15 protein-coding genes, 3 tRNA genes and 1 pseudogene are annotated in these 20,041 nt (G+C 70.7%); 16 read left to right on the forward strand and 3 right to left on the reverse strand.

From position 1 onward, the window contains the following. The first annotated feature begins 43 nt into the window (after window positions 1-43). The gene (locus J4H86_RS19555; RefSeq protein ID WP_330932434.1) at window positions 44-1,141 is read left to right on the forward strand and encodes a helix-turn-helix transcriptional regulator; all 1,098 of its coding nucleotides are present in this window, start codon (window positions 44-46) and stop codon (window positions 1,139-1,141) included. A gap of 40 nt (window positions 1,142-1,181) precedes the next feature. On the opposite strand, the pseudogene J4H86_RS27490 reads toward J4H86_RS19555, so the two are convergent. Further along, window positions 1,182-1,370: pseudogene (locus tag J4H86_RS27490) on the reverse strand (WhiB family transcriptional regulator); the annotation flags it as partial. Window positions 1,371-1,819: 449 nt separating this feature from the next. Between J4H86_RS27490 and J4H86_RS19565 the strand changes: the two are divergent. The 11 genes from J4H86_RS19565 (at window position 1,820) to J4H86_RS19615 (ending at window position 15,324) form a co-directional block, all read left to right on the forward strand. Next, the gene (locus J4H86_RS19565; protein ID WP_236539332.1) at window positions 1,820-2,500 is read left to right on the forward strand and encodes a DUF2397 family protein; all 681 of its coding nucleotides are present in this window, start codon (window positions 1,820-1,822) and stop codon (window positions 2,498-2,500) included. Continuing rightward, window positions 2,493-3,647 (forward strand): DUF2398 family protein, encoded by a 1,155-nt coding sequence (locus tag J4H86_RS19570; RefSeq protein ID WP_236539334.1) that lies wholly within the window; start codon window positions 2,493-2,495, stop codon window positions 3,645-3,647. Before J4H86_RS19565 ends, J4H86_RS19570 begins: the two co-directional genes overlap by 8 nt. A gap of 416 nt (window positions 3,648-4,063) precedes the next feature. After that, a complete protein-coding gene (locus J4H86_RS19575) occupies window positions 4,064-8,326 on the forward strand; it encodes a TIGR02680 family protein (protein WP_236539335.1) in 4,263 nt (1,420 codons plus the stop codon). A gap of 952 nt (window positions 8,327-9,278) precedes the next feature. Then, complete coding sequence (locus tag J4H86_RS19580) at window positions 9,279-11,399, forward strand: ATP-binding protein (protein ID WP_394356398.1); 2,121 nt, start codon at window positions 9,279-9,281, stop codon at window positions 11,397-11,399. Between the two features lie 161 nt (window positions 11,400-11,560). Beyond that, window positions 11,561-11,636, forward strand: a tRNA-Thr gene (locus J4H86_RS19585). Window positions 11,637-11,739: 103 nt separating this feature from the next. Next, window positions 11,740-11,812 (forward strand) — tRNA-Met (locus J4H86_RS19590). Window positions 11,813-11,880: 68 nt separating this feature from the next. Further along, window positions 11,881-12,045 (forward strand): 50S ribosomal protein L33, encoded by a 165-nt coding sequence (gene rpmG, locus J4H86_RS19595; protein WP_236539336.1) that lies wholly within the window; start codon window positions 11,881-11,883, stop codon window positions 12,043-12,045. Window positions 12,046-12,203: 158 nt separating this feature from the next. Then, a complete protein-coding gene (locus J4H86_RS19600) occupies window positions 12,204-12,665 on the forward strand; it encodes a MaoC family dehydratase N-terminal domain-containing protein (RefSeq protein ID WP_236539338.1) in 462 nt (153 codons plus the stop codon). Between the two features lie 2 nt (window positions 12,666-12,667). Beyond that, on the forward strand, window positions 12,668-13,123 hold the full coding sequence (locus J4H86_RS19605) for a MaoC/PaaZ C-terminal domain-containing protein (protein ID WP_394356399.1): 456 nt from the start codon (window positions 12,668-12,670) through the stop codon (window positions 13,121-13,123). Continuing rightward, window positions 13,120-14,226 carry a UDP-N-acetylmuramate dehydrogenase gene (locus J4H86_RS19610; RefSeq protein ID WP_236539340.1) on the forward strand — a complete coding sequence of 369 codons (1,107 nt, stop codon included), beginning with the start codon at window positions 13,120-13,122 and terminating at the stop codon, window positions 14,224-14,226. Before J4H86_RS19605 ends, J4H86_RS19610 begins: the two co-directional genes overlap by 4 nt. A 504-nt stretch (window positions 14,227-14,730) precedes the next feature. Beyond that, the gene (locus J4H86_RS19615; protein ID WP_236539341.1) at window positions 14,731-15,324 is read left to right on the forward strand and encodes a TMEM165/GDT1 family protein; all 594 of its coding nucleotides are present in this window, start codon (window positions 14,731-14,733) and stop codon (window positions 15,322-15,324) included. 22 nt (window positions 15,325-15,346) lie between these two features. On the opposite strand, the gene J4H86_RS19620 is transcribed toward J4H86_RS19615, so the two are convergent. Both J4H86_RS19620 and J4H86_RS19625 read right to left on the reverse strand, forming a co-directional pair. Continuing rightward, entirely contained in the window at window positions 15,347-16,372 is a 1,026-nt protein-coding gene (locus tag J4H86_RS19620) for an adenosine deaminase (protein ID WP_236539342.1), read from the reverse strand. A gap of 201 nt (window positions 16,373-16,573) precedes the next feature. After that, window positions 16,574-17,794 carry a pyridoxal phosphate-dependent aminotransferase gene (locus J4H86_RS19625; protein WP_236539343.1) on the reverse strand — a complete coding sequence of 407 codons (1,221 nt, stop codon included), beginning with the start codon at window positions 17,792-17,794 and terminating at the stop codon, window positions 16,574-16,576. 192 nt (window positions 17,795-17,986) lie between these two features. Here J4H86_RS19625 and J4H86_RS19630 point away from each other — a divergent pair. From J4H86_RS19630 to rplK, 4 genes are all read left to right on the forward strand, one after another. Continuing rightward, window positions 17,987-18,059: transfer RNA gene (locus tag J4H86_RS19630), tRNA-Trp, on the forward strand. 84 nt (window positions 18,060-18,143) lie between these two features. Further along, complete coding sequence (secE, locus tag J4H86_RS19635) at window positions 18,144-18,392, forward strand: preprotein translocase subunit SecE (protein WP_236539344.1); 249 nt, start codon at window positions 18,144-18,146, stop codon at window positions 18,390-18,392. Window positions 18,393-18,521: 129 nt separating this feature from the next. After that, the gene (gene nusG, locus J4H86_RS19640; RefSeq protein WP_236539345.1) at window positions 18,522-19,373 is read left to right on the forward strand and encodes a transcription termination/antitermination protein NusG; all 852 of its coding nucleotides are present in this window, start codon (window positions 18,522-18,524) and stop codon (window positions 19,371-19,373) included. Window positions 19,374-19,608: 235 nt separating this feature from the next. After that, window positions 19,609-20,040 carry a 50S ribosomal protein L11 gene (rplK, locus tag J4H86_RS19645; protein WP_236539346.1) on the forward strand — a complete coding sequence of 144 codons (432 nt, stop codon included), beginning with the start codon at window positions 19,609-19,611 and terminating at the stop codon, window positions 20,038-20,040. The last annotated feature ends 1 nt before the right edge of the window (window position 20,041 follow it).

A 20,041-nucleotide genomic window follows, 5' to 3' on the forward strand; every position in this document is an offset into this window, starting at 1 on the left:
CTTGCGGCCACATCCTGGCCGCAACACGTGGCAGCCTGAGGTCATGTCCGAGAGTTCGACGCGGAGCGAGATGCCAGGACGGATACTCCGTCTGTTGTCCCTCCTCCAGAACGGGCGTGTCTGGTCCGGCGCGCAGCTCAGCGACCGACTCGACGCGAGCCCCCGCACGGTGCGCCGGGACGTCGATCGTCTCCGTGCCTTGGACTATCCCGTGGAGGCGACGACCGGAACGGGCGGCGGGTACCGACTCGCCGCGGGGGAGAGGATGCCCCCGCTGCAGCTCGACGACGAGGAGGTGGTCGCGATCGCGGTCGCCCTCGTCACGGTGGGCAGCAGCAACGTGGCCCGGGTGAGCGAGAGCGCGACCCGGGCGCTCGCCACCTTGGGTCAGGTCCTGCCCCCGCGACTGAGACCGCGGGTCGACGCCCTCGCGCGTACGGCGTCCGCGGTGCCGCACCGGTCCTTCGGCCCACCGGTCGACCCCCCGCTCCTGGCGGCGCTCGCTCGAAGCTGCCGGGACACCGAGGGCCTCCGATTCGACTACAGCGACCGCGACGGGAGGGAGACCCGCCGCCGAGTGGAACCCCACCACCTGGTGGCGATGCGCGGGCACTGGTACCTGCTGGCCTTCGATCTCGACCGCTCCGACTGGCGTGTGTTCCGCGCGGACCGGCTCTCAAGCCTGTTCCCGACCGGGCGGCGCTTCACCCCGCGCGACCTTCCCGAGGTGGACCCCACGACCGTCGTCGAGCGGGCCTTCGCCACCGCGCGCTACGCCCACACGGCCTGGATGGAGGTGGCGCTCCCGGCGGAGCACGTGCGAACCCATCTCCTCGCCCCGCCCCTCGGCGAGATCCAGGAACGCGGGCCCGGGACGTGCGGGGTCCGCGTCTCCGCGGAGTCGCCCGACCTCGTGACCCAGTACGTCGCCGCCGTCGCGGCGCTGGGCGCGGACTTCTCACTGTGCGCGACCGACGAGGTGGAGGCGAGAGTGCGCGGTGTGGGCCGTCGCCTCACGGATCCGCCGCGACCCCCGCACGACCCGGCCGAGGACGGCGGGGCCGCCGCGGACCACCGCCCCCGCCGCGGACGGCCCCCGGCCGACGCCGCCGACGCCTCGCCGCACGCTCCGCCGGACTGAGGCCGCCCCAGATACCGTGCGCCTCCCGCTGGGCCAGCGCGTAGGCCAGACACCCCGGCCGCGCCGGACACCGACGACAGATCCGCTTCGCTCGCGCCTCCCGCTCCTTACGCTCCGTGGGTAACTCGCCCGGGCTGCCGTAGAACAGGGCCAGTTCCTGCCCAACACAGGCGGCGTAATCCCACCACGCCTGTCGGACCCAGGAGCCTCCACCCGTCGACGTCTCCATCGCACCTCCACGGTGTGGCCGATGTGTCCCGCTGGTTCCAGGATGGAGCGCGACACTGCGCTTCGGCGGTTATCCACAGCCTGTAACCCGACCGGCGCCGATCTCGGTACGCCGGGCGATCGGGGTCCACGCCTCCGGCCGGGTCGCGGCCGGACCGTCGCGGCCTCGACGGTGACTCCGGCCGCCGCACGGGTGCTGTCACGGCGGCCGGAGGCATGAGGCGCCGACGCGAACGCTGCCGCGTCTCCCTCGGTAAGCACAGTGTGACCACGTGTGCAAGGGAACCGCCGATATGCGTGCGAGAAGAGCCGGAATTCCGTGATCATAATCGGATCGAATCCAGCCCGGTTTCGAATTCGCAGCTCAGGACAGTCGCTGTGTCGGGGTGAGGGGCGTCGCTGGCGGAATCGGGGGCACAAGCCCGGCCAGAGTCCGTAGTCTGCGTAGTTGTGGGCGACTCAGCGAAGCACGACGAGACAAGCGATGCCGGCGGCATCGGTTCCGCGGTCGCGTCCGCGGCTCCCGCGTGGCGGTCTTCCCTCCTGCGTCTGGCGGCCCGTCTGGACTCCGCGTCCGACGCCGAGGCCCACGGAATCGCGGCGGCGGCGTACTCCATGTTCCCGGCCCGCACCCTGATGGTTCGGGCCCGTGAGGCGAGCGCGCCCGTGAGCGGGGCCACGAGCTGGTGGCGAGCACCGCGCACGGCAATCGACGTCGGAACGTCGGCGGTGGAGGCTGGCGTGGTCCCCGGCAACGACCACAGCCACCAGCGGGCCCGCCTGCGTGAGGCCGCGGAGTCCACGGCCCGATGGCGTCGCGCCGCGGCGCGGGAGATCCGCGCGGAGCTCGGCGTCCCCACCGCGAGCGCCGGAGAGAGCCACGTCCCCCTGTCCGGGGCGGCGTTCACCGTCCTGCTGGAACTGCTGGCCGCCACCTTCGGAGCCGCGGGGTTCGGCGCGACGGGTGAACGGCCCCAACCGGGATCGGCGGGGGAGACGGCGTTGGACCTGCGTGTGCACGTGGCGGACGCGCCCGAGGCCTCGGTGACGCTGCGCGCCGCCGAGGGAGAGCTCTGTTTGGAGGGCCTGATGATCTGGGCGACGGGCTACGCGGAGCGGTCCCATGGGTGAGGGACGGGGCGGCGACATCGCCCTCACGGTGGAACGCCAGGCGGCGGCCCGGGTGCTGCTCGTCAATCCGCTGGTGCGCGCGGCGACCAGCCCGGAGGACTTCGCGGGGATCACCACCCACGCGGACTGGCTCATCCAGCGGTTCACGGGTCTCCTGGGCTACTCGCTGACGGTGGAGGCCCAGTTCGCCCGTCTCCACAAGGGCGCCCCCATCGGTGTCGAACCCTCGGGCCTGCGGCAACGTAGCGGTTCCCCGTTCACCCCGCGCGGCTACGCCTACCTCACCGTGGCGTTGGCCGTGCTGGGAACCGGACCGGCGACGGTGTCACTCGCCGACCTCCTGTCCGAGGTGCGGGCCACCGCGATCGAAGCCGGTGTCCGTGTCGGCCCCGCGGAGCGCCTGGCGGAGCGACGTCCACTGGCCGCCGCCCTCGTCCAGCTCGCCCAGTGGGGGGTGCTGTCAGCGGAGGCGACGACGCCGGCGGATATCGGGTCGCGCGTGGAACGTGGCGCGGAGCGATCCCACGACCTGGAACTCCAGGTCGACCACGATGTCCTGCGCGCCATCCCCGGCCCGGCCGTCGAGGAACCGGCCGCGACCGCCGCACCGGACGAGGACCCGGCGGAGCAGGAACGCACCATCGAACTCGCCGTACGTCGCCGCCTGGTCGAGCAGGCGGTGGTGTACCGCGACGAACTCACCGAACGGCACCGCGAATGGCTGGCCCGCAACCAATGGCGCACCATCGCCCAGTTGGGGGACTTCCTGGGGTGTGACGGCGAGATCCGTGCCGAGGGCGTCGCGCTGGTGGGCGTCAGCGACGGGCGCGCCACGGGGTTCCCCGCCGTTCCGCTGGACCGACCGGCGGTCCGGCTGGTGTCGCGGATCGCCGAGGAACTCCGTCCGAACCGGACCGCCCGGGCCACCCCCATCCCCGACGACCTCCTCGACCGGGCCCTGGCGACCATCCCCGAGCAGGGGTCCCGGACGGTCGCCCTGGAACGCCTGGCGGAGTTCGGGCTGATCGAGCGGCGCGACCCGGAGGACACCCCGGAGTGGTCCCTGCTCGCGGCCGCGGCCCGCTTCACCCCACACCCCGCGGAAAACCCCGCGGAGCCCACCGCGGACCCGGACACCACGCAGTAATCCCCCCGGCGAGACGTGAGGGTGTGACGCGGGGGTCCCGCGCCACACATGGCGAACAAGCGAGGCCGTCGCTCGGCCATGGAAGGAGTCCTCGTGCGTGATGCGCGGAGTACCGTCCGCCCAGGGATGGGGGATCGGTGGACCGCCCCGGGGGCCGACGCACGCGGAGGCGGTCGTGGTCGCGGCGGGGCGCCGACGACACCCCTCACTGCCGTGGCCTTCCGGGCCGGCCGGAGACACCTGGGTCACGTGGGTGATCCGATGTGGGGGTTGACGCGAGGGGTCCGTCCCAGGAATGTGCACGGTAGGGGTGTCCCGCCCGGACAGTGGGACACCCCGGCCGACGCCATCGGCGGCTCGGCGACCCCAGCCGCCCCTCACGAAGTGACCGACGTCCACACGACGTGGGAGGACGCATGACCGACGCGCCGGCAGTAGACACCTCACCCCAGGCGGCCCGATACCGCCTGAACCGGGCCGGCATCCACAACGTGTGGCAGTACGACAACCAGGTCTTCCACTTCGCCGACGGCCGACTGTTGCTGCGGGGCCGCAACGGCGCCGGCAAGTCGAAGGCGCTGGAGGTGTTGCTGCCGTTCCTGCTCGACGGCGACGCCCGCCGCCTCGACACCGCCGGCAACGGACGCACCACACTGCGCTGGCTGCTCCGGGGGGCGAAGGCCGCGACCGGCGTCGACGACGAGGGCGTGGTCCTCGGGCACGCCTGGGTGGAGTTCGCCCGCCAGGAGGACGACGCGCCGCACCACCTCACCCTCGGCGCCGCGGTCTCCTCCGCCTCCGACGAGGAGGAGGCCCGGTGTCTCTTCTACGTCACCCCACGCCGGGTCGGGGAGGACCTCACCCTCGTCCGCGACGGCCGGCCGCTGCCCGCCGACGAGGTGCGGGCCGAGTTGGGCGAGGACAACACGTTCACCAGCCCCGCCCAGTACCGCGCCCGTGTCATGGACGAACTCTTCGGTCTGGAGGATCCGCGCCGCTACCGGAACCTCGTCCATCTCCTGTACCGGCTGCGCCGCCCCACCATCGGTGAACGCCTCGAGGGCGGGGAACTCGCCACCGTGCTGGCCGAGGCCCTGCCCCCCACCGACGAGGTCGTCCTGGACACCGTCGGCCGCAACCTCACCGACCTCGAGGCGGCCCGGGCGCATCTCGTAGGCCTGCAGGCCACCCGGGACCACATCGCCGAGTTCCTCGAGGACTATCGCGGCTACCTCCACGGTGTCATCCGCGGCCGAACCCGCGCCGTACGCACCCAACTCGAGGACCACACCCGCCGCACCGACGAGGTGGAACGCCTCGCGGCCGAGCTCGCGACCCTGGTCTCCGCCGAGAGCTCGGCTCAGGAGGACCGCGACCGGGTGCGCCGCACCCGCGACACCGCCGACGGCGACGGCTCGGTGCTGGAGACCGCGGCCGAGACGGCCGAGGACCGCGACCGCCGGATGGTCATCAACGCGTTCATCCGCACCGCGCGCGCCGCCTGGCACGCCGCCGAGTACGCCCGCGCCGCGGAGGAGAACGCCCAGGACTCCCTCGCCAAGGGCGTGGCGACGCTGAACGAGCAGCTCGAGTCCCTGCACCCCACCGCCGAGGCTCTGACCCAGGGACTGCGCGACGCCGGCCTCCCTCCCGACACCTGGGGAGAGATCCCCCAGACCGATCCCACTGTTCTCGCCCCCCGGGAAAGCACGACCGCGGTCGACCTGGAAGGACTGGAGCACGCCGTCGAGCGCGCCCCCGTCCCCGGAGTCGACGCCGGCGCCCTACGCGGACGACTCGCCCGACTCCACGACGAACTCGCGGAATGCGCGCAGCAGACCGAGGGGCGCGACACGGCCGCCGCCTCCCTGCTCGAGGTCCTCGACACCCTCGGCACCGCGCACACCACGTCCGACGCCCTGTCCGACGAGGCGGAATGGGCCGACCGTGCTCTGACCGAGGCCCACGAACGACACAAGGCCGCCGAGGAACGACTCGTGTCCGCCCGCGGCGAGTACGTCGAACGGGTCCACCAGTGGTGCGAGCGACTGCGCGGTATCGTCGTGGACCCCGAGCTCGGAACCGCGCTCGCCCCCATGATCGACCGGATGCGCACCCGGACCGACGCCGGCCAGCTCACCCCCGACGACGAGACCGACACCGCGATCCGCGGCGTCGTCGCCCCCCACCTCGAGGACCTGCGCGACCGCCGTGACGTGGCCGTCGGGGAGGCGAGGGAGCTGCGGGTCGAACTCGACGAGCTCGCCGAGCGCCGCACCGCCCTGGAGAAGGCGAACGCGGAGATCACGGGAGAGCAGGAACACGGCCTCCCGCTCTACCAAGCCGTGGAGTTCGCCGGCGACCTCTCAGACGAGGAACAGGCGGCGATCGAGGCGGGCCTCGAGGGCAGCGGCCTGCTCACCGCCTACGTCATGCCCGACGGAAGCGTCGTCGACACCGAGGCCAACCGTCTCCTGCTCAGCCCCCGCCCACCACTCTCCGGACCCACCCTGTTCGACGTCCTGCGTCCACGGGAGCACTCAGCGGCCGGGGTCAGCGCGGCGACGATCGCCGAGCTCCTCACCTCGGTGAGCGTCGAGGGCCTTCCGCCCGAGCGGACCGGACACGGCCTCGAGCCGGGTGGCCAGGCCACGCCGGCGGCCGAGTGCGCCATCTCCGTCACGGGACACTGGCGCCTGGGAGTCCTCAGCGGCACCGGGACCAAGACAGCGCCCGAACTCGTGGGAGAACGTGCCCGCTCCGCCACCCGGGAACGCGACCTCGCCAAGCTGGACCGCAGGATCGCGATCGCCGAGGCCCTACTGGCGGAGGCCCGGGAGCGCTGCACCGGACTGGAGAACCAGACCGACGACCTGGCCACGACCCTGGCCAGCGCCCCCACCAAGGTGGGTCTGGCCGGCGCGGCGGCGATCGCCGACCAGGCGCGCGCCGACCACGAAGCGGCACGCGAGGACGCCTCCGCCGCCGCCGAGGCCGCCCGCGTCGCACGCCAGGAGGTCCTGGAACTCACCAAACGCGTCAACACCGCGGCGGAGGAACACAGCCTGCCCGACAACGCCGGCGAACTCACCGCGACACGTAACGCCATCCACCGCGCCCGCACCCACCTCTCCACACTGCGCCGCGATCTCGCCGTCGTCGCGCGGCGCGTGGAGGACTACCGCGCCGCGGTCGGCGCCTGGGAGGAACAACGCCGCCGCCGGATCAGCGCGGAGGACTTCCGGACCCAGGCGATCCAGGAAATGATCCAGGTGCGGCGACAGATCGAGCTCACCGAGCGCGCGCGGTCCGCCCACCCCGACCAACTCGCCCAGGCACGCGAACAGGTCCGAGAACGCGGCGCCGAGGCCGGATCCCGCCTCCCCGAACTGGAGCGCACGGCGCAGCGGGCCCGGGACGAACGCGTCGCCGCCGAGGCCCGTCTGGCGATGGCCCGGGCCGAACAGGCCGAACAGGCACGACGGGTTCTCCGCGTCGGTCGGGGACTGCGTAAGGCGTTCGCGCGCCCGGACGCCGGCGTCGGACTCGACCGGCGCATGCTCACCGCGACCGGTCTGGACCGCATCGCCGGCGGCCTCCAGGCCGCGACCATCGACACCGGGGACGACGACTCCGCGGCCGACCTGGGACACCAGGTGCGCCAACTGGCGGCGTTCACGGCCGCGGTCGAGGCGGGACTCCCCGAGAGCGGCGACCCGGTCGACGACAGCGCCATCCTCCGCCGACACGACGAGCTCCAGCAACGCCTCGCCAAGGCCGGAGCGCACGCCCGCAGCCGACTCACCGAACGCAACAGCGTCAAGCGCGTCCTCGTCGAGGCCGGACGCGACGAGTGCGACATCATCGAGTACGCCGAACGGCTGGACGCCGACATCACCGAGGCTCAGGAGACGGCCTCCCTACGCGAGGAGGAGGCGTACGAACGCCACCTCCTCGGCGAGATGGCGGGGCACCTCGGTCAGCAGATCGAGGAGTCCAAGTCCCTCGTGGCGACCATGAACGCGCTGCTCGGTAGAGTCACCACCTCCCAGGGGCTGGGGGTGCGCCTGGACTGGACCATCGCCGCCGACGCCGACGAGGACATCCGCGCCGTCGTACCGCTCCTCGAACGCCCACCGGAGCAACGCACGCGCCTGGAGACCACCCGGCTGCGTGACGCCCTCCGTCGGTGCATCGAGGCCATCCGACGTCTGGACCCCGGATCCACCCAAGGGGCCCAGCTCCGCGCGGCCCTCGACTACCGCTCCTGGTTCGACTTCACGGTGTACGTGACCGACACCCGCAGCGGGGGAGAGGAACGTCGCCTCTCGCACCGCACCGGCCTGAGCCAGGGTGAGCAGCGCGTCGTCGCCTACCTCGTCCTCTTCGCCGCGGCGGCCGCGGAGTTCTCCGCGCTCGGCCGCCGCAGTGACCGAGCGCCACGCCTCATCCTGCTGGACGACGCGTTCGCCAAGGTCGACGAACCCACCCACGGCCGACTCCTGGGACTGCTCAGCGAGCTCGACCTCGACTTCGTGCTGACGTCCGAACGCCTGTGGGGGTGCTTCCCCAGTGTGCCCAGCCTCGAGATCTACGAGTGCCTACGGGACCCGGAGGTCCCGGGAATCTCGACCATGCGGTTCAGCTGGGACGGAACCCGTCGCAGCTTGCAGGACTGACACGGTGCCATCGCGCCCCGAGGCAGCCGTCCAGGAACCCGGCCCATCCGTGGCGGGCTCGGCGGCGTGCGCCCGTCCATCGGGCGCCGGCCGCCCACGAACGCTCGGCCGGGACGCCTGGCGGCCCGCTCCGGTCCCTGGCGCCACACCCGGCGGAGGAGGTTCCACCGGGTCGAGGGTGGTCACCGCACCGGCGGGCAGGAGTGGCGCTGTGGCGCGGCGCCACTCCGATAGCGGCGACGGCGCGGGTGCGCCGGCCCCCGCGGCCGAACCGTCGCTCGCCCCTCTCCCCGAGATATTTGGTCGAGGGCGCGCCGTCTCGGCCAACGGCCGCCCCACGCGGTTCGCCGGACCAGATCCCCGGTGGGAGCCTCGTGCGGTACCGCGGCCTTCCACCGGGCGCGTCCAGGCATCCGGGGGGATCGCCGGGAGGACCGGCGGGAGGCTGGGCGGCGCCGCGCCGAGGATCCACGGTGGGCCCGGCCCGCCACCGCGACGACGTCATGGGTCGTGGACGGTCGGTCACGCCGGCACCGCCGCCGAAGACTCCCTGGGACGGCGTGTGTGGCCGTCGACATGCCAGCCCCTCCGGTCATGTGCTCTCCTCAGCGACCGCCGGAACCGGTCACCGTGGGAGTGAGGGCTCCTGGGCGGGCACGGGTCGCCACGAACGGGGTGCCGTGGGCGATCCGATGCGACAGCGGCGACGCCGAGCGCGGTCCCGCGGTCGAAACAGCGTGGTTGAGCTGCGCGGACGACACCGGCGTCGGTAGGTCCCTCGACCCGGCCCCGCGGAGTCGCCGGGGATGGTCGACGCGCCCGCCGCTGGCGGGTACGTCGGATCTGGGGGAAGTGCCACCCGTTCGGGCTCTACGCGGCGGCGTGCCACTGGCCTACTCTGCTAGGACAATCGGAAAATCCCCCGGCGTCCAATTGGTCCGCCACCGGCGGGATGAACGGGCAAACGGCTGGTTTGGACGAGGTGATCACGGTGTCGACCGGAGTGGAGTTCACGGTGACGCCAACGGGCGGCGTTCCGCCGGCTCGGGAGCCTTCCGTTCTGGAGCGGCTGAGTCGGTCCCCACTCGACGCTGACACACTGCAGTGGGTGGTCGCCGCCCTCGATTCCGAGGACGCGCTCTCGGCCCGCGCGCGCGGCGAGACCGTGCCCGTCCCCGCCGACGAGCCGATGGTCGAACCGGCCCCGGCGGCCGCGCAGTGCTTCCTGGGCCGCGTCGAGGTGCGTGGCTTCCGCGGGATCGGACGCTCCGCGGTCCTGGACCTGACGCCCGGGCCCGGGCTCACCGTCATCGTGGGCCGCAACGGCTCGGGGAAGTCGAGCTTCGCCGAGGCGATCGAGGCCGCTCTCACCGGCCGCAACCGGCGTTGGGACGCCATGCCCGCGGCGTGGCGGGACGGATGGCGCAACCTGCACGTCGACGAGCAGACCGAGGTCGCGGTGGACGTGCACACCGCCGGTGTCGCGGCGCCGCTGCGCATCGCCCGCTGGTGGACCGGGGAGAGCGTCCGTTCGGCGAGGGCCGAAGTACGCCACGCGGGGGGTGAGACCGCGCCCGTCAGCAGCCTGGGCTGGGTGGGCGCGCTGGGGCGCTACCGACCCTTCCTCTCCTACGACGAGCTGGGACGCGCCGTCACCGGCCGGGCGGCGGAGCTGTACGACACGCTGACGGAGCTGCTCGGCCTCACCGACCTCGCGGAGGCGGAGAGGCGCCTGGCGAAGTTCTGTGACCGACTCAGCAAGCAGGAGAGCAGGCCGCGCCGTGAGCGCGACTACCTGCTGGAACGCCTCAACGCGTGTGCCGACCCGCGAGCACGCCGCGCGGCCGCGATGCTCCGGTCCGACTCCGTCTCCCTGGACCGACTCGCCTCGCTCGCCGCCGACGACGGCCCCGCCGACCCCAACCAACAGCGTGTACTGCGTCGCCTGCGACGCCTTTCCGTCCCCGAGCGGTCGCTGATGAGCGACGTCACCAGCGAGCTTCGGGGCGCGTCCATGGAGCTGGAGATGACCGCCGACAGCAAGGCGGCCCAGGCGCGCGGCCTGGCGGACCTGCTCCGGTCGGCCATCGACCACGCCGAGCGGCACACCGGAGTCCCCGAGTGCCCCGTCTGTGACTCGGGGATCCCGCTCGACGGGGAGTGGATGAGCCGCGCCCGCGCGGAGATCGCTCGGCTCCAACCCACCGCCGAGGCGGCCTCCTCCGCCCACGAACGCGCCGACAACGCGCGCGACCAGGCGCGTTTCCTCATCGCGCCCCGGCCGTCCTGGCTGCCCGAGCACACCGAACTCGGCCAACTGTGGGACCAGTGGAGTGCTGGCAGCCAGCTCACCGATCTCGGTGAACTCGCGCGGCACATCGACGACCTCGGACCACGGCTGCGCTCCGCCGCCGTCGCGGCGCGCAAATCCGCGACCTCCGAACTGGAGAACCCGGAGAGCGGGTGGCGCGAGGCCTCCGAACAGCTCGCCGCCTGGGTCGAGGACGCGCGCGCCGCGATGGAGTGTCGTGAGGTCCTGGGACCCGCCACGCGCGCGCTGGAGTGGCTGACCACCGCCGCTCGGGAGATTCGTGACGAACGTCTCCGTCCGCTCTCCGTGCACACCGAACACGTCTGGCAGAACCTGCGCCAGGAACGCCGGATCGACATGGAGGCGCTGCGCCTCGTGGGCCGTGGAGCCGGGCGCCGTGTCGCGGTCGACGTCCGCGTGGACGCGGTCCCCTCCAGCGGGGACGACGGCGGCAACGCGCCCGGGCTGCTCAGCCAGGGAGAACTACAGGCGCTGGCGCTGTCGATCTGTCTCCCGCGGACCCTGCTCGCCGGAAACCCGTTCGGTTTCCTGGTGTTGGACGACCCCGTGCAGGCGATGGACACCGAAACGGTCGAGGGGCTGGCCGGAGTCCTCGCCGAGGTCGGGCAGTACCGCCAGGTGGTGGTCTTCACACACGACACGCGGCTTCCCGACGCCCTGACCCGTGCGTCGCTGCCCGCCACCATTCGCGGCATCCACCGGGATTCGGTGTCCAACGTTGAGGTCGACTCTTCCCCGTAGTGCCCTTGTGTGGGCCTGACCAGCGGCGGTCCGCCCACCTGACATGGCGGGGGAGGCCGCTCCGGCTCCCACGCGGGATTCGATTTGGCACAGGGTGGACCAACGCCGTATAGTCATCAGCGCCAGCAGGGCGCGGGCACGCGTTCGGAGTCTGGCAGCCGGCCCCTTTAGCTCAGTCGGCAGAGCGTCTCCATGGTAAGGAGAAGGTCTACGGTTCGATTCCGTAAAGGGGCTCCACCACCGGATAGCATTGATTCCGCCGAGTCTCCGGCGGAACCGCGGCGAAGAATGCGTTCGCCGCCCGGTGAGGGTTCCAGTACCATAGGGAACTGGTTCGCCCGGCGGGGTAGCTCAGTTGGTAGAGCAAACGGCTCATAATCGTTGTGTCGTCGGTTCAAGTCCGGCCCCCGCTACGACCTGCGAGGCAGTGGATGCTATTCCGCGGGTTTGTCCGTAGTCTTCAAGCTGAAAGGCACTCCACGTGGCTGCCACAGACGTGAGGCCGAAGATCACCCTGGCCTGCCAGGAGTGCAAGCACCGCAACTACATCACGCGCAAGAACCGGCGGAACAACCCCGACCGTCTCTCGCTCAAGAAGTACTGCCCGAACTGCCGGAACCACTCCGAGCACCGGGAAACCCGCTAGACCGCGGCCTTCTTGGGTCAACGAGGCGCACCGCGTGGTGTGACCAAGCGACTGTCAGCCCAGTGAGATACCAATCTCGCTGGGCCGCTTCTATGCGTTGTGCCGGGTCGGGTTTCATGGGTACCCGAGACACGACCTATGCGTGAGGGAGGTCCACGGTGGGGATGAACCGCGACTGCCTGGGACGGCAGTACGCGCCGACGGAGCCCTACGTGGTGACCCGGCGGAAGATCGTCGAGTTCGCCGACGCGATCGGTGACACCAATCCCATCTACCGGGATGTCACCGCCGCGACCGCGGCCGGGCACAAGGACGTCGTGGCACCCCCGACGTTCCCGATCGTCCTCGGGGCCGAGGGGTTGGACATGGTGACCGCCGACGACGAGCTCGGCCTGGACTTCACCGCCGTGGTCCACGGTTCACAGGCGTTCTCCTACACGCGCCCCGTCGCCACCGGGGACGTGTTGAACAGCGTCACCACCATCGCCGAGATCAAGGCGTTGGGCGCCACCGAGATGATCACCCTGGACACCACGGTCACCGACGAGGACGGCGCGCACGTGGTCACCGCGAGCAGCATGCTCGTGGTCCGAGGTGACGCCGGCGAGAAGGGGCAGTGACGATGGGGACCGAGTCTGTGACATCGAACGCGACGCCCGCGGTGCGTTACGCCGACGTCGAGGTCGGCACGGAGCTTCCGCCCCAGGACTTCGTCCTGCGCCGTGGTGACCTCGTGCGCTACGCCGGCGCCTCCGGAGACTTCAACCCCATTCACTGGAGCGAACGTGTCGCCACCGGCGTGGGCCTGCCCAACGTCATCGCGCACGGAATGCTCACCATGGGAGTGGCCGGACGCGTCGTCACCGACTGGACGGGCGACCCTGGCTCCGTCACCTCCTACGAGGTGCGCTTCGCGCAGCCCGTCGTGGTACCGGACGACGACGAGGGCACCACCGTCTCCATCTCGGGGAAGGTCACCGAGAAGAGAGACGGCAACGAGGTCGTGGTCGCGTTGACGGCCACCGTCGAGGGGCGCAAGGTCCTCACCCGGTCCAGCGCGGTCGTGCGACTCCCATGAGCGACGCCACCCGCCCCGACGACGCCACCGCGAACATCCGCCGGGAGGCGACCGCGAACGTGCCGCTCGCGGAGCACACGACACTACGCCTGGGCGGCCCGGCGCGTCGGTTCGTCACCGCGCGGGACACCGAATCGCTGATCGCGGCGGTGCGCGCGGCGGAGGCGTCCGAGGACCCGTTGCTGGTCCTGGGTGGAGGCAGCAATCTCGTCGTGAGCGATTCCGGTTTCCCCGGGACCGTCGTCAGCGTCGCCTCCACCGGGATCGCCGTCCGGGAGGACGGCGACCGCACGCGGGTCCGTGTCGCCGCGGGTGAGGAGTGGGACCCCTTCGTCCGCTGGTGTGTCACGGAGGGGCTCAGCGGAGTCGAGTCACTGTCCGGCATCCCCGGACGCGTCGGAGCGACCCCGATCCAGAACGTGGGTGCCTACGGCCAGGAGGTCAGCGAGACCCTCGTCGAAGTCGTCGCCTATGACCGCGACACCGGCGAGCGGAGGACCCTGACCAACGCGGAGTGCGGATTCGCCTATCGGGACAGTGTCTTCAAGCGGTCCGGGCGGTTCGTGGTGTGCGAGGTCGTGTTCTCCCTGCGACGTTCCCCCCTGTCCCAGCCGATCGCCTACGCCGAGCTCGCACGAGCCCTGGACGTCGAGGTGGGCGCCCAGGCCGACCTCGGCAAGGTGCGCGAGTCGGTGCTGCGCCTGCGCCGCGGCAAGGGCATGGTCATCGACCCCGACGACCCCGACAGCCACAGCGCCGGATCGTTCTTCACCAACCCGATCCTCTCCGCGGACGCGTTCGCCGCGCTGCGCGCCACCGTCCAGCGGACGCTCGGCCCCGATGTGGCCCCACCCGCCTTCCCACTCGAGGACGGCCGTGTGAAGACCTCCGCGGCGTGGCTCATCGACCGCGCCGGATTCGCCAAGGGCCACGCGCTGGGCCCAGCCCGCATCTCCACGAAGCACACGCTGGCCCTCACCAATCCGGGCGCGGCGACCACGGCGGATCTCCTCGCGCTCGCGCGTCACGTGCGCGACGGCGTCGCCGAACGGTTCGGGGTGACCCTCGTGCCGGAACCGGTACTGGTCAACACCCAGTTTTAGGGCCTCTCCGCTCCTCCTTCCTCCTGGAGCGTCGCCTTCGATTCGCGTCACCCCGGCTCGGACCATCCCCGGTGGGAGGGGTCGCCGCGGCGTCGTCGGACTGACTCCGTCGAGGCCACCGGCCGCTCCCTCCTCCCCCTCCCTCCACGCCCATCGTCCACCACGGCGCCGGCAGCCGCTTCGTCGCCGTGCCACGGGGACCAAACAACCATTCCGTATATCCGGATTCGGCCCACGCGTCGAATTGTTGTCGGTGCGCCTAACTTTCGACTTTGCCCCGTGTCTGGAATGGCTTCGCTCTGGCAATTAATTGCGATATCGAATTTTCTTGGTAGTGTCATTTCTGGCGAAGGGGAGTAGTCCTCAAACCGAATGGTCGACATACTGGAGCGCCCGACCGCGCTCCCGGCCATCGGGCCTCCCAGGCGGACGAGACCTTCGAACCGATGCGGTGGACACGGCCTTCCCGTGGCCACACGCACCGCGAGTCGAAGGGGTGTGCACATGGGAATGCTGGCCGCGTTCGGCCTCAGCGCCGGAGCGATTTTCGTGGCGGAAATGGGCGACAAGACCCAGTTGGTCGCTCTTTCTCTGGCCTCGCGCTATCGCGCGTTCACCGTGCTGTTGGGAATCACCATCGCCACCCTCGTCGTGCACGCGTTGAGTGTGCTCATCGCCGAGGTTCTCGGTTGGGCCATTCCGCTGGACTGGGCGACACTGGTGGCGGGACTGGCGTTCATCGGCTTCGGCGCCTGGAGCCTCCGTGGGGACGACCTGACCGAGGCCGACGAGCGTCGAGCCTCGAGCCGCAAACTCCGCTCCGGCCTGCTGACCGTCATCGCGGTCTTCTTCGTGGCCGAACTGGGTGACAAGACCATGCTCGCCACCATCGCGGTCGGTACCCAGGCCCACTGGCTGCCGGTCTGGATCGGTTCCACCGTCGGCATGGTGCTCGCCGACGCACTGGCCGTGGGCCTCGGCGCGTTGCTGGCGAAGTCGATCCCCGAGCGCGCCATCCGCGTCGGCTCGGCCGTGGTGTTCTTCCTGGCCGGCACCATCATGGCCGCGCAGGGCCTGCGCCTGGTCCTCGGTTCCTAGCGCCGCTTGGCGGTGGCCCTCGCTACTCGATCGGGTCGGCCAGCCAGGAGTCGATGTCGCCGAGCATCCGCTTACGCCGCGACTCCGGCATCGCCGAGCCCCGGACCGACATGCGGGCCAACTCCGCCAGCTCGGAGTCGGTGAACCCGAAGGACTCGCGCGCGATGTGGTACTGCTCCGCGAGCCGCGGGCCGAACAACAGCGGGTCGTCGGAGCCGAGCGCGATCGGTGCCCCCCGGTCGAACAACCGACGCAGCGGTACCTCCGCCACGTCGCGCACCACGCCCAGACTGGCGTTGGAGCTGGGGCACACCTCCAACGTGACCTCCTGTGTCGCGATCCGCTCCACCAGGTAGGGATCCTCGATCGCCCGCACACCGTGCCCCACCCGGTTGGCCTCCAGCTCGTCCAGGCACTCCCGGACACTGCGCGGACCACCCAACTCGCCGCCGTGCGGGACCGACAGCAGGCCGGCGCGCCGCGCGATCCGGAACGCGCCCTCGAACTCCCGCGCGCGTCCGCGTCGTTCGTCGTTGCTCAGGCCGAAACCGACGACGCCGTGGTCGACGTACTTCGCGGCGAGCCGGGCGAGGGTCTTGGCGTCCAGCGGGTGTCGGGTGCGGTTGGCCGCCACGACCACGCCGATTCCCAGCCCCGTGTCGCGTTCGGCCGCGCGGACACAGTCGAGAACCAACTCGAGGGTCGACGTGAGCCCGTCGAACCGCGTCGCGTACCCACTCGGGTCGACCTGGATCTCCAGCCACTGGGCCCCGGCGGCGACCTCGTCCTCGGCGGCCTCGCGGACCAGCCGGTACACGTCCTCTGGTCGCTGCAGTACCGATCGGGCGATGTCGTAGAGACGTTGGAACCGGAACCATCCGCGCTCGTCGGTGGCCCGCAACCGTGGCGGCCATTCCTCGACGAGGGCGTGGGGCAGGTGCACTCCGCGTTCCTGGGCAAGCTCGACCAGCGTGCCGTGGCGCATGGAACCGGTGAAATGCAGATGCAGATGTGCCTTGGGGAGCAGTTCGATGGGTCGCTGGCGCATGGCTACTAGCGTGCCGTATTTATCGCGTTACAGCGGACCACTCGCGGGAACGACCGCGGAACGCGCCGCGGCCTGCCCGGCTGGTGCCGGGCAGGGCCACAACGCCGGCGGGTGCGCCACGTGACATGTCCGATCGCTGGACCGCCACACGACCCAGCGGTCGAACGTCGACAGGGCGACGCACCACGACCACGATGCTTGTCAGACCGCCTCATTGAGCAGCTTGGCGACGCGGTCGACACCCTCGACGAGGTCGGCATCCCCCAGCGCGTAGGACAGACGGAAGTACCCGGGGGTACCGAACGCCTCGCCCGGAACCAGCGCGACCTCGGCCTCGTCCAGGATCAATCCGGCGAGCTCGGCCGACGTCGAGGGACGGCGTCCGCGGATCTCCTTGCCCAGCAGACCCTTGACCGAGGGGTAGGCGTAGAACGCGCCCTTCGGCTCCGGGCACACGACGCCGGGAATCTCGTTGAGCATGCGCACCATGGTCGAGCGGCGCCGGTCGAAGGCCTGCCGCATCTCCGCCACCGCGGCGAGGTCACCGGAGACCGCGGCCAGCGCGGCGACCTGGGAGACGTTGGCCACATTCGACGTGGCGTGCGACTGGAGGTTGCTGGCCGCCTTGATCACGTCCTTGGGGCCGATGGTCCACCCCACGCGCCAGCCGGTCATGGCGTAGGTCTTCGCGACACCGTTGACCACGAGGGTCCGGTCGGCGAGTTCGGGCACCAGGACCGGCATCGAGGTGAACTCGGCGTCCCCGTACACCAGGTGCTCGTAGATCTCGTCGGTGAGCACCCAGAGACCGTACTCCAGCGCCCAGCGGCCGATCTCCTCCACCCGCGCGCGGGGGTACACCGCTCCGGTGGGGTTGGACGGGGAGACGAACAGCAGAACCTTGGTCCGCTCGGTTCTCGCGGCCTCCAGCTGGTCGACCGAGGCGAGGTAGCCCGTCGACTCGTCGGTGGTCACGTAGACGGGCACGCCACCCGCGAGCTTGATGGACTCCGGGTAGGTGGTCCAGTACGGCGCGATGACGATGACCTCGTCACCCGGGTCGAGCAGCGTGGCGAAGGACTCGTAGATCGCCTGCTTACCGCCGTTGGTGATCAGGATCTGGGCCGGGTCCACCCGCAGACCGGAGTCCCGCAGCGTCTTCGCCGCGATGGCCTCCTTCAGCTCGGGAAGGCCCCCAGCCGGGGTGTAGCGGTGGAACCGCGGCTCCCGACACGCCTGGACCGCGGCCTCGACGATGTACTCCGGCGTGGGAAAGTCCGGCTCCCCGGCGCCGAAACCGATCACCGGGCGCCCCTCGGCCTTGAGAGCCTTGGCCTTGCTGTCGACCGCGAGCGTCGCGGACTCCGAGATAGCACTGATGCGCGCCGAGACGCGCCTTGCGGGATGTTCGTGCTCAGTCATAGCTCATATGCAACCACGTGTGGCCAAACCGATTGCCGTGGACCGCCTTCCCGCCACGAGCGTCCGGAACACGGTTTGGCCTGCGGTGGGAGCAGGCCCTACACTCGACTCGGCGTCAATCGGTCGCCGTCGACTGTGTAATGCGGGTGCGTTCCACCGTCGAAGGCGGCTATGGTTGGGGTGAAGCGCCGAAGGGCAGTGGCTCAATTGGTAGAGCACCGGTCTCCAAAACCGGCGGTTGGGGGTTCGAGTCCCTCCTGCCCTGCAAGGTCAGTCCGAGACACGGACCGAGCCCCGTGCCCGCCGTGGCGGGTGGGTACATCGCTCGTCAATCGTTAGGGACTTTTCTGTGGCACAGACCCAGGGCGAAGCCGGTGCCAAGCCGGAGGGTGAGCGCAAGCGCGCCAACCCGGTTTTGTTCACCAAGCAGGTTGTGGCTGAGCTGCGCAAGGTGCGCTGGCCAACGCGCCGTGAGCTCATCACCTACACCATCGTCGTTCTGGTGTTCGTCCTCGTCATGATCGGCCTTGTCGTGGGGCTCGACTTTGTTTTCGGTGAAGCCGTGCTGCGCCTCTACGGGGGCGGCACCACGAGCTGACCGGCGGACGCGGCCGCGTTCCCGATGGACATCGTCGGGCCGCACCGTGCCGTAAGCTGACCGTAACGGCTGTTTCGGTCCTCGCGACCGGACGCCCCGGACGCGTACACGACGAGAGAAAGAGCTGCCTTGTCCGAGTCTCCAGTGACGTCCGACGGTTTCCCCGGCGACGAGCCGGAAACCGAGGTTGCGTCCTCCGCCGCCGACTCTGCCGACGCCGCGGGAACGGAAGAGACCGAGGACTCCCAGCCTGAGCCGTCGCCGTCCGCGGACGATCACGACGAGCCGACCACCGACGACTCCGAGTCCGACGCTCCCGAGGACGCGCCGGACGAGTCCGAGGAGTCGGACACCGAGGCCGCCGAGAGCGAGCCCGAGGTCCCCGCCCTCGACCCAGCGGAGGAGTTCCGCATGGGTCTGCGCATGCTCCCCGGTGACTGGTACGTCGTGCACACCTATGCCGGCTACGAGAACCGCGTCAAGGCGAACATCGAGAGCCGCACCCAGTCACTGAACATGGAGGAGTACATCTTCCAGTGTGAGGTGCCCACCCAGGAAGTCACCGAGGTCAAGAGCGGCAAGCGCCAGCAGGTCACCGAGAAGGTCCTGCCCGGCTACGTTCTGGTGCGGATGGATCTCATCGACGAGTCCTGGGCGGCCGTCCGAAACACCCCGGGCGTGACCGGCTTCGTCGGACTGTCCAACCGTCCGGCTCCGTTGAGCCTGCAGGAGGTTTCCGACCTGCTCGCTCCGGAGATCCAGGAGCAGGCCGCCCCGGCGGAGAAGAAGGAGAGCGAGCCGCGCAGCGACGTCGCCTTCGAGATCGGTGAGTCCGTCACCGTGATGGAGGGCCCGTTCGCCACGCTGCCGGCCACGGTCTCCGAGATCAGCCCGGACACCCAGAAACTCAAGGTGCTGGTCTCGATCTTCGGTCGGGAGACACCGGTCGAGCTCGCCTTCAACCAGGTGTCAAAGATCTGACCCGGTCCACGCACCGGTGCGTGGTCACCTAGACTTGGTGGGTCCGTCCTCGTCGGGCCCGTCATAACGCCCCCGTGGACGAAAGAGCGCGGCCGAATCCGGGTCCCGGTCTGCCGCGCCGCACTTTCCGTCCCGTGCTGGAACACGAGTCGCCGCCCGTTGGGCCACGGCCCGCGTGCGTCCGGCCGGGGACAAGGGACCCGTACGACAACGCAGATCAGGCTAAGGACCCGAAATGCCTCCAAAGAAGAAGATCGCGGCACTGGTCAAGGTCCAGCTTCCCGCTGGCCAGGCCACGCCGGCGCCGCCCGTCGGTACCGCCCTCGGTCCGCACGGCGTCAACATCATGGACTTCTGCAAGCAGTACAACGCCGCGACCGAGGCGCAGCGCGGCAGCGTCATCCCCGTAGAGATCACGATCTACGAGGACCGCTCCTTCAGTTTCGTCACCAAGACGCCACCGGCGCCGAAGCTGATCCTGAAGGCCGCGGGAATCGACAAGGGAAGCGTCGACCCTGGGCGCACCCCTGGTGGCAGCATCACCGCTGAGCAGGTGCGTGAGATCGCGCAGACCAAGCTGCCCGACCTCAACACCGACAACGTCGACGCCGCCGCGAAGATCGTCGCCGGGACCGCCCGGTCGATGGGGATCGAAGTCAAGGGCTGAG

Source organism: Spiractinospora alimapuensis (genome assembly GCF_018437505.1).
GTDB lineage: Bacteria > Actinomycetota > Actinomycetes > Streptosporangiales > Streptosporangiaceae > Spiractinospora > Spiractinospora alimapuensis.

What these genes read in the sequence shown, in the direction of transcription:
- rplK (WP_236539346.1), top strand. Translation starts at nt 19,609, where the DNA reads ATGCCTCCAAAGAAGAAGATCGCGGCACTGGTCAAGGTCCAGCTTCCC.
- J4H86_RS19620 (WP_236539342.1), bottom strand. Translation starts at nt 16,372, where the DNA reads ATGCGCCAGCGACCCATCGAACTGCTCCCCAAGGCACATCTGCATCTG.
- J4H86_RS19610 (WP_236539340.1), top strand. Translation starts at nt 13,120, where the DNA reads ATGAGCGACGCCACCCGCCCCGACGACGCCACCGCGAACATCCGCCGG.
- J4H86_RS19605 (WP_394356399.1), top strand. Translation starts at nt 12,668, where the DNA reads ATGGGGACCGAGTCTGTGACATCGAACGCGACGCCCGCGGTGCGTTAC.
- J4H86_RS19625 (WP_236539343.1), bottom strand. Translation starts at nt 17,794, where the DNA reads ATGACTGAGCACGAACATCCCGCAAGGCGCGTCTCGGCGCGCATCAGT.
- J4H86_RS19580 (WP_394356398.1), top strand. Translation starts at nt 9,279, where the DNA reads ATGAACGGGCAAACGGCTGGTTTGGACGAGGTGATCACGGTGTCGACC.
- J4H86_RS19575 (WP_236539335.1), top strand. Translation starts at nt 4,064, where the DNA reads ATGACCGACGCGCCGGCAGTAGACACCTCACCCCAGGCGGCCCGATAC.
- J4H86_RS19570 (WP_236539334.1), top strand. Translation starts at nt 2,493, where the DNA reads ATGGGTGAGGGACGGGGCGGCGACATCGCCCTCACGGTGGAACGCCAG.
- J4H86_RS19555 (WP_330932434.1), top strand. Translation starts at nt 44, where the DNA reads ATGTCCGAGAGTTCGACGCGGAGCGAGATGCCAGGACGGATACTCCGT.
- J4H86_RS19615 (WP_236539341.1), top strand. Translation starts at nt 14,731, where the DNA reads ATGGGAATGCTGGCCGCGTTCGGCCTCAGCGCCGGAGCGATTTTCGTG.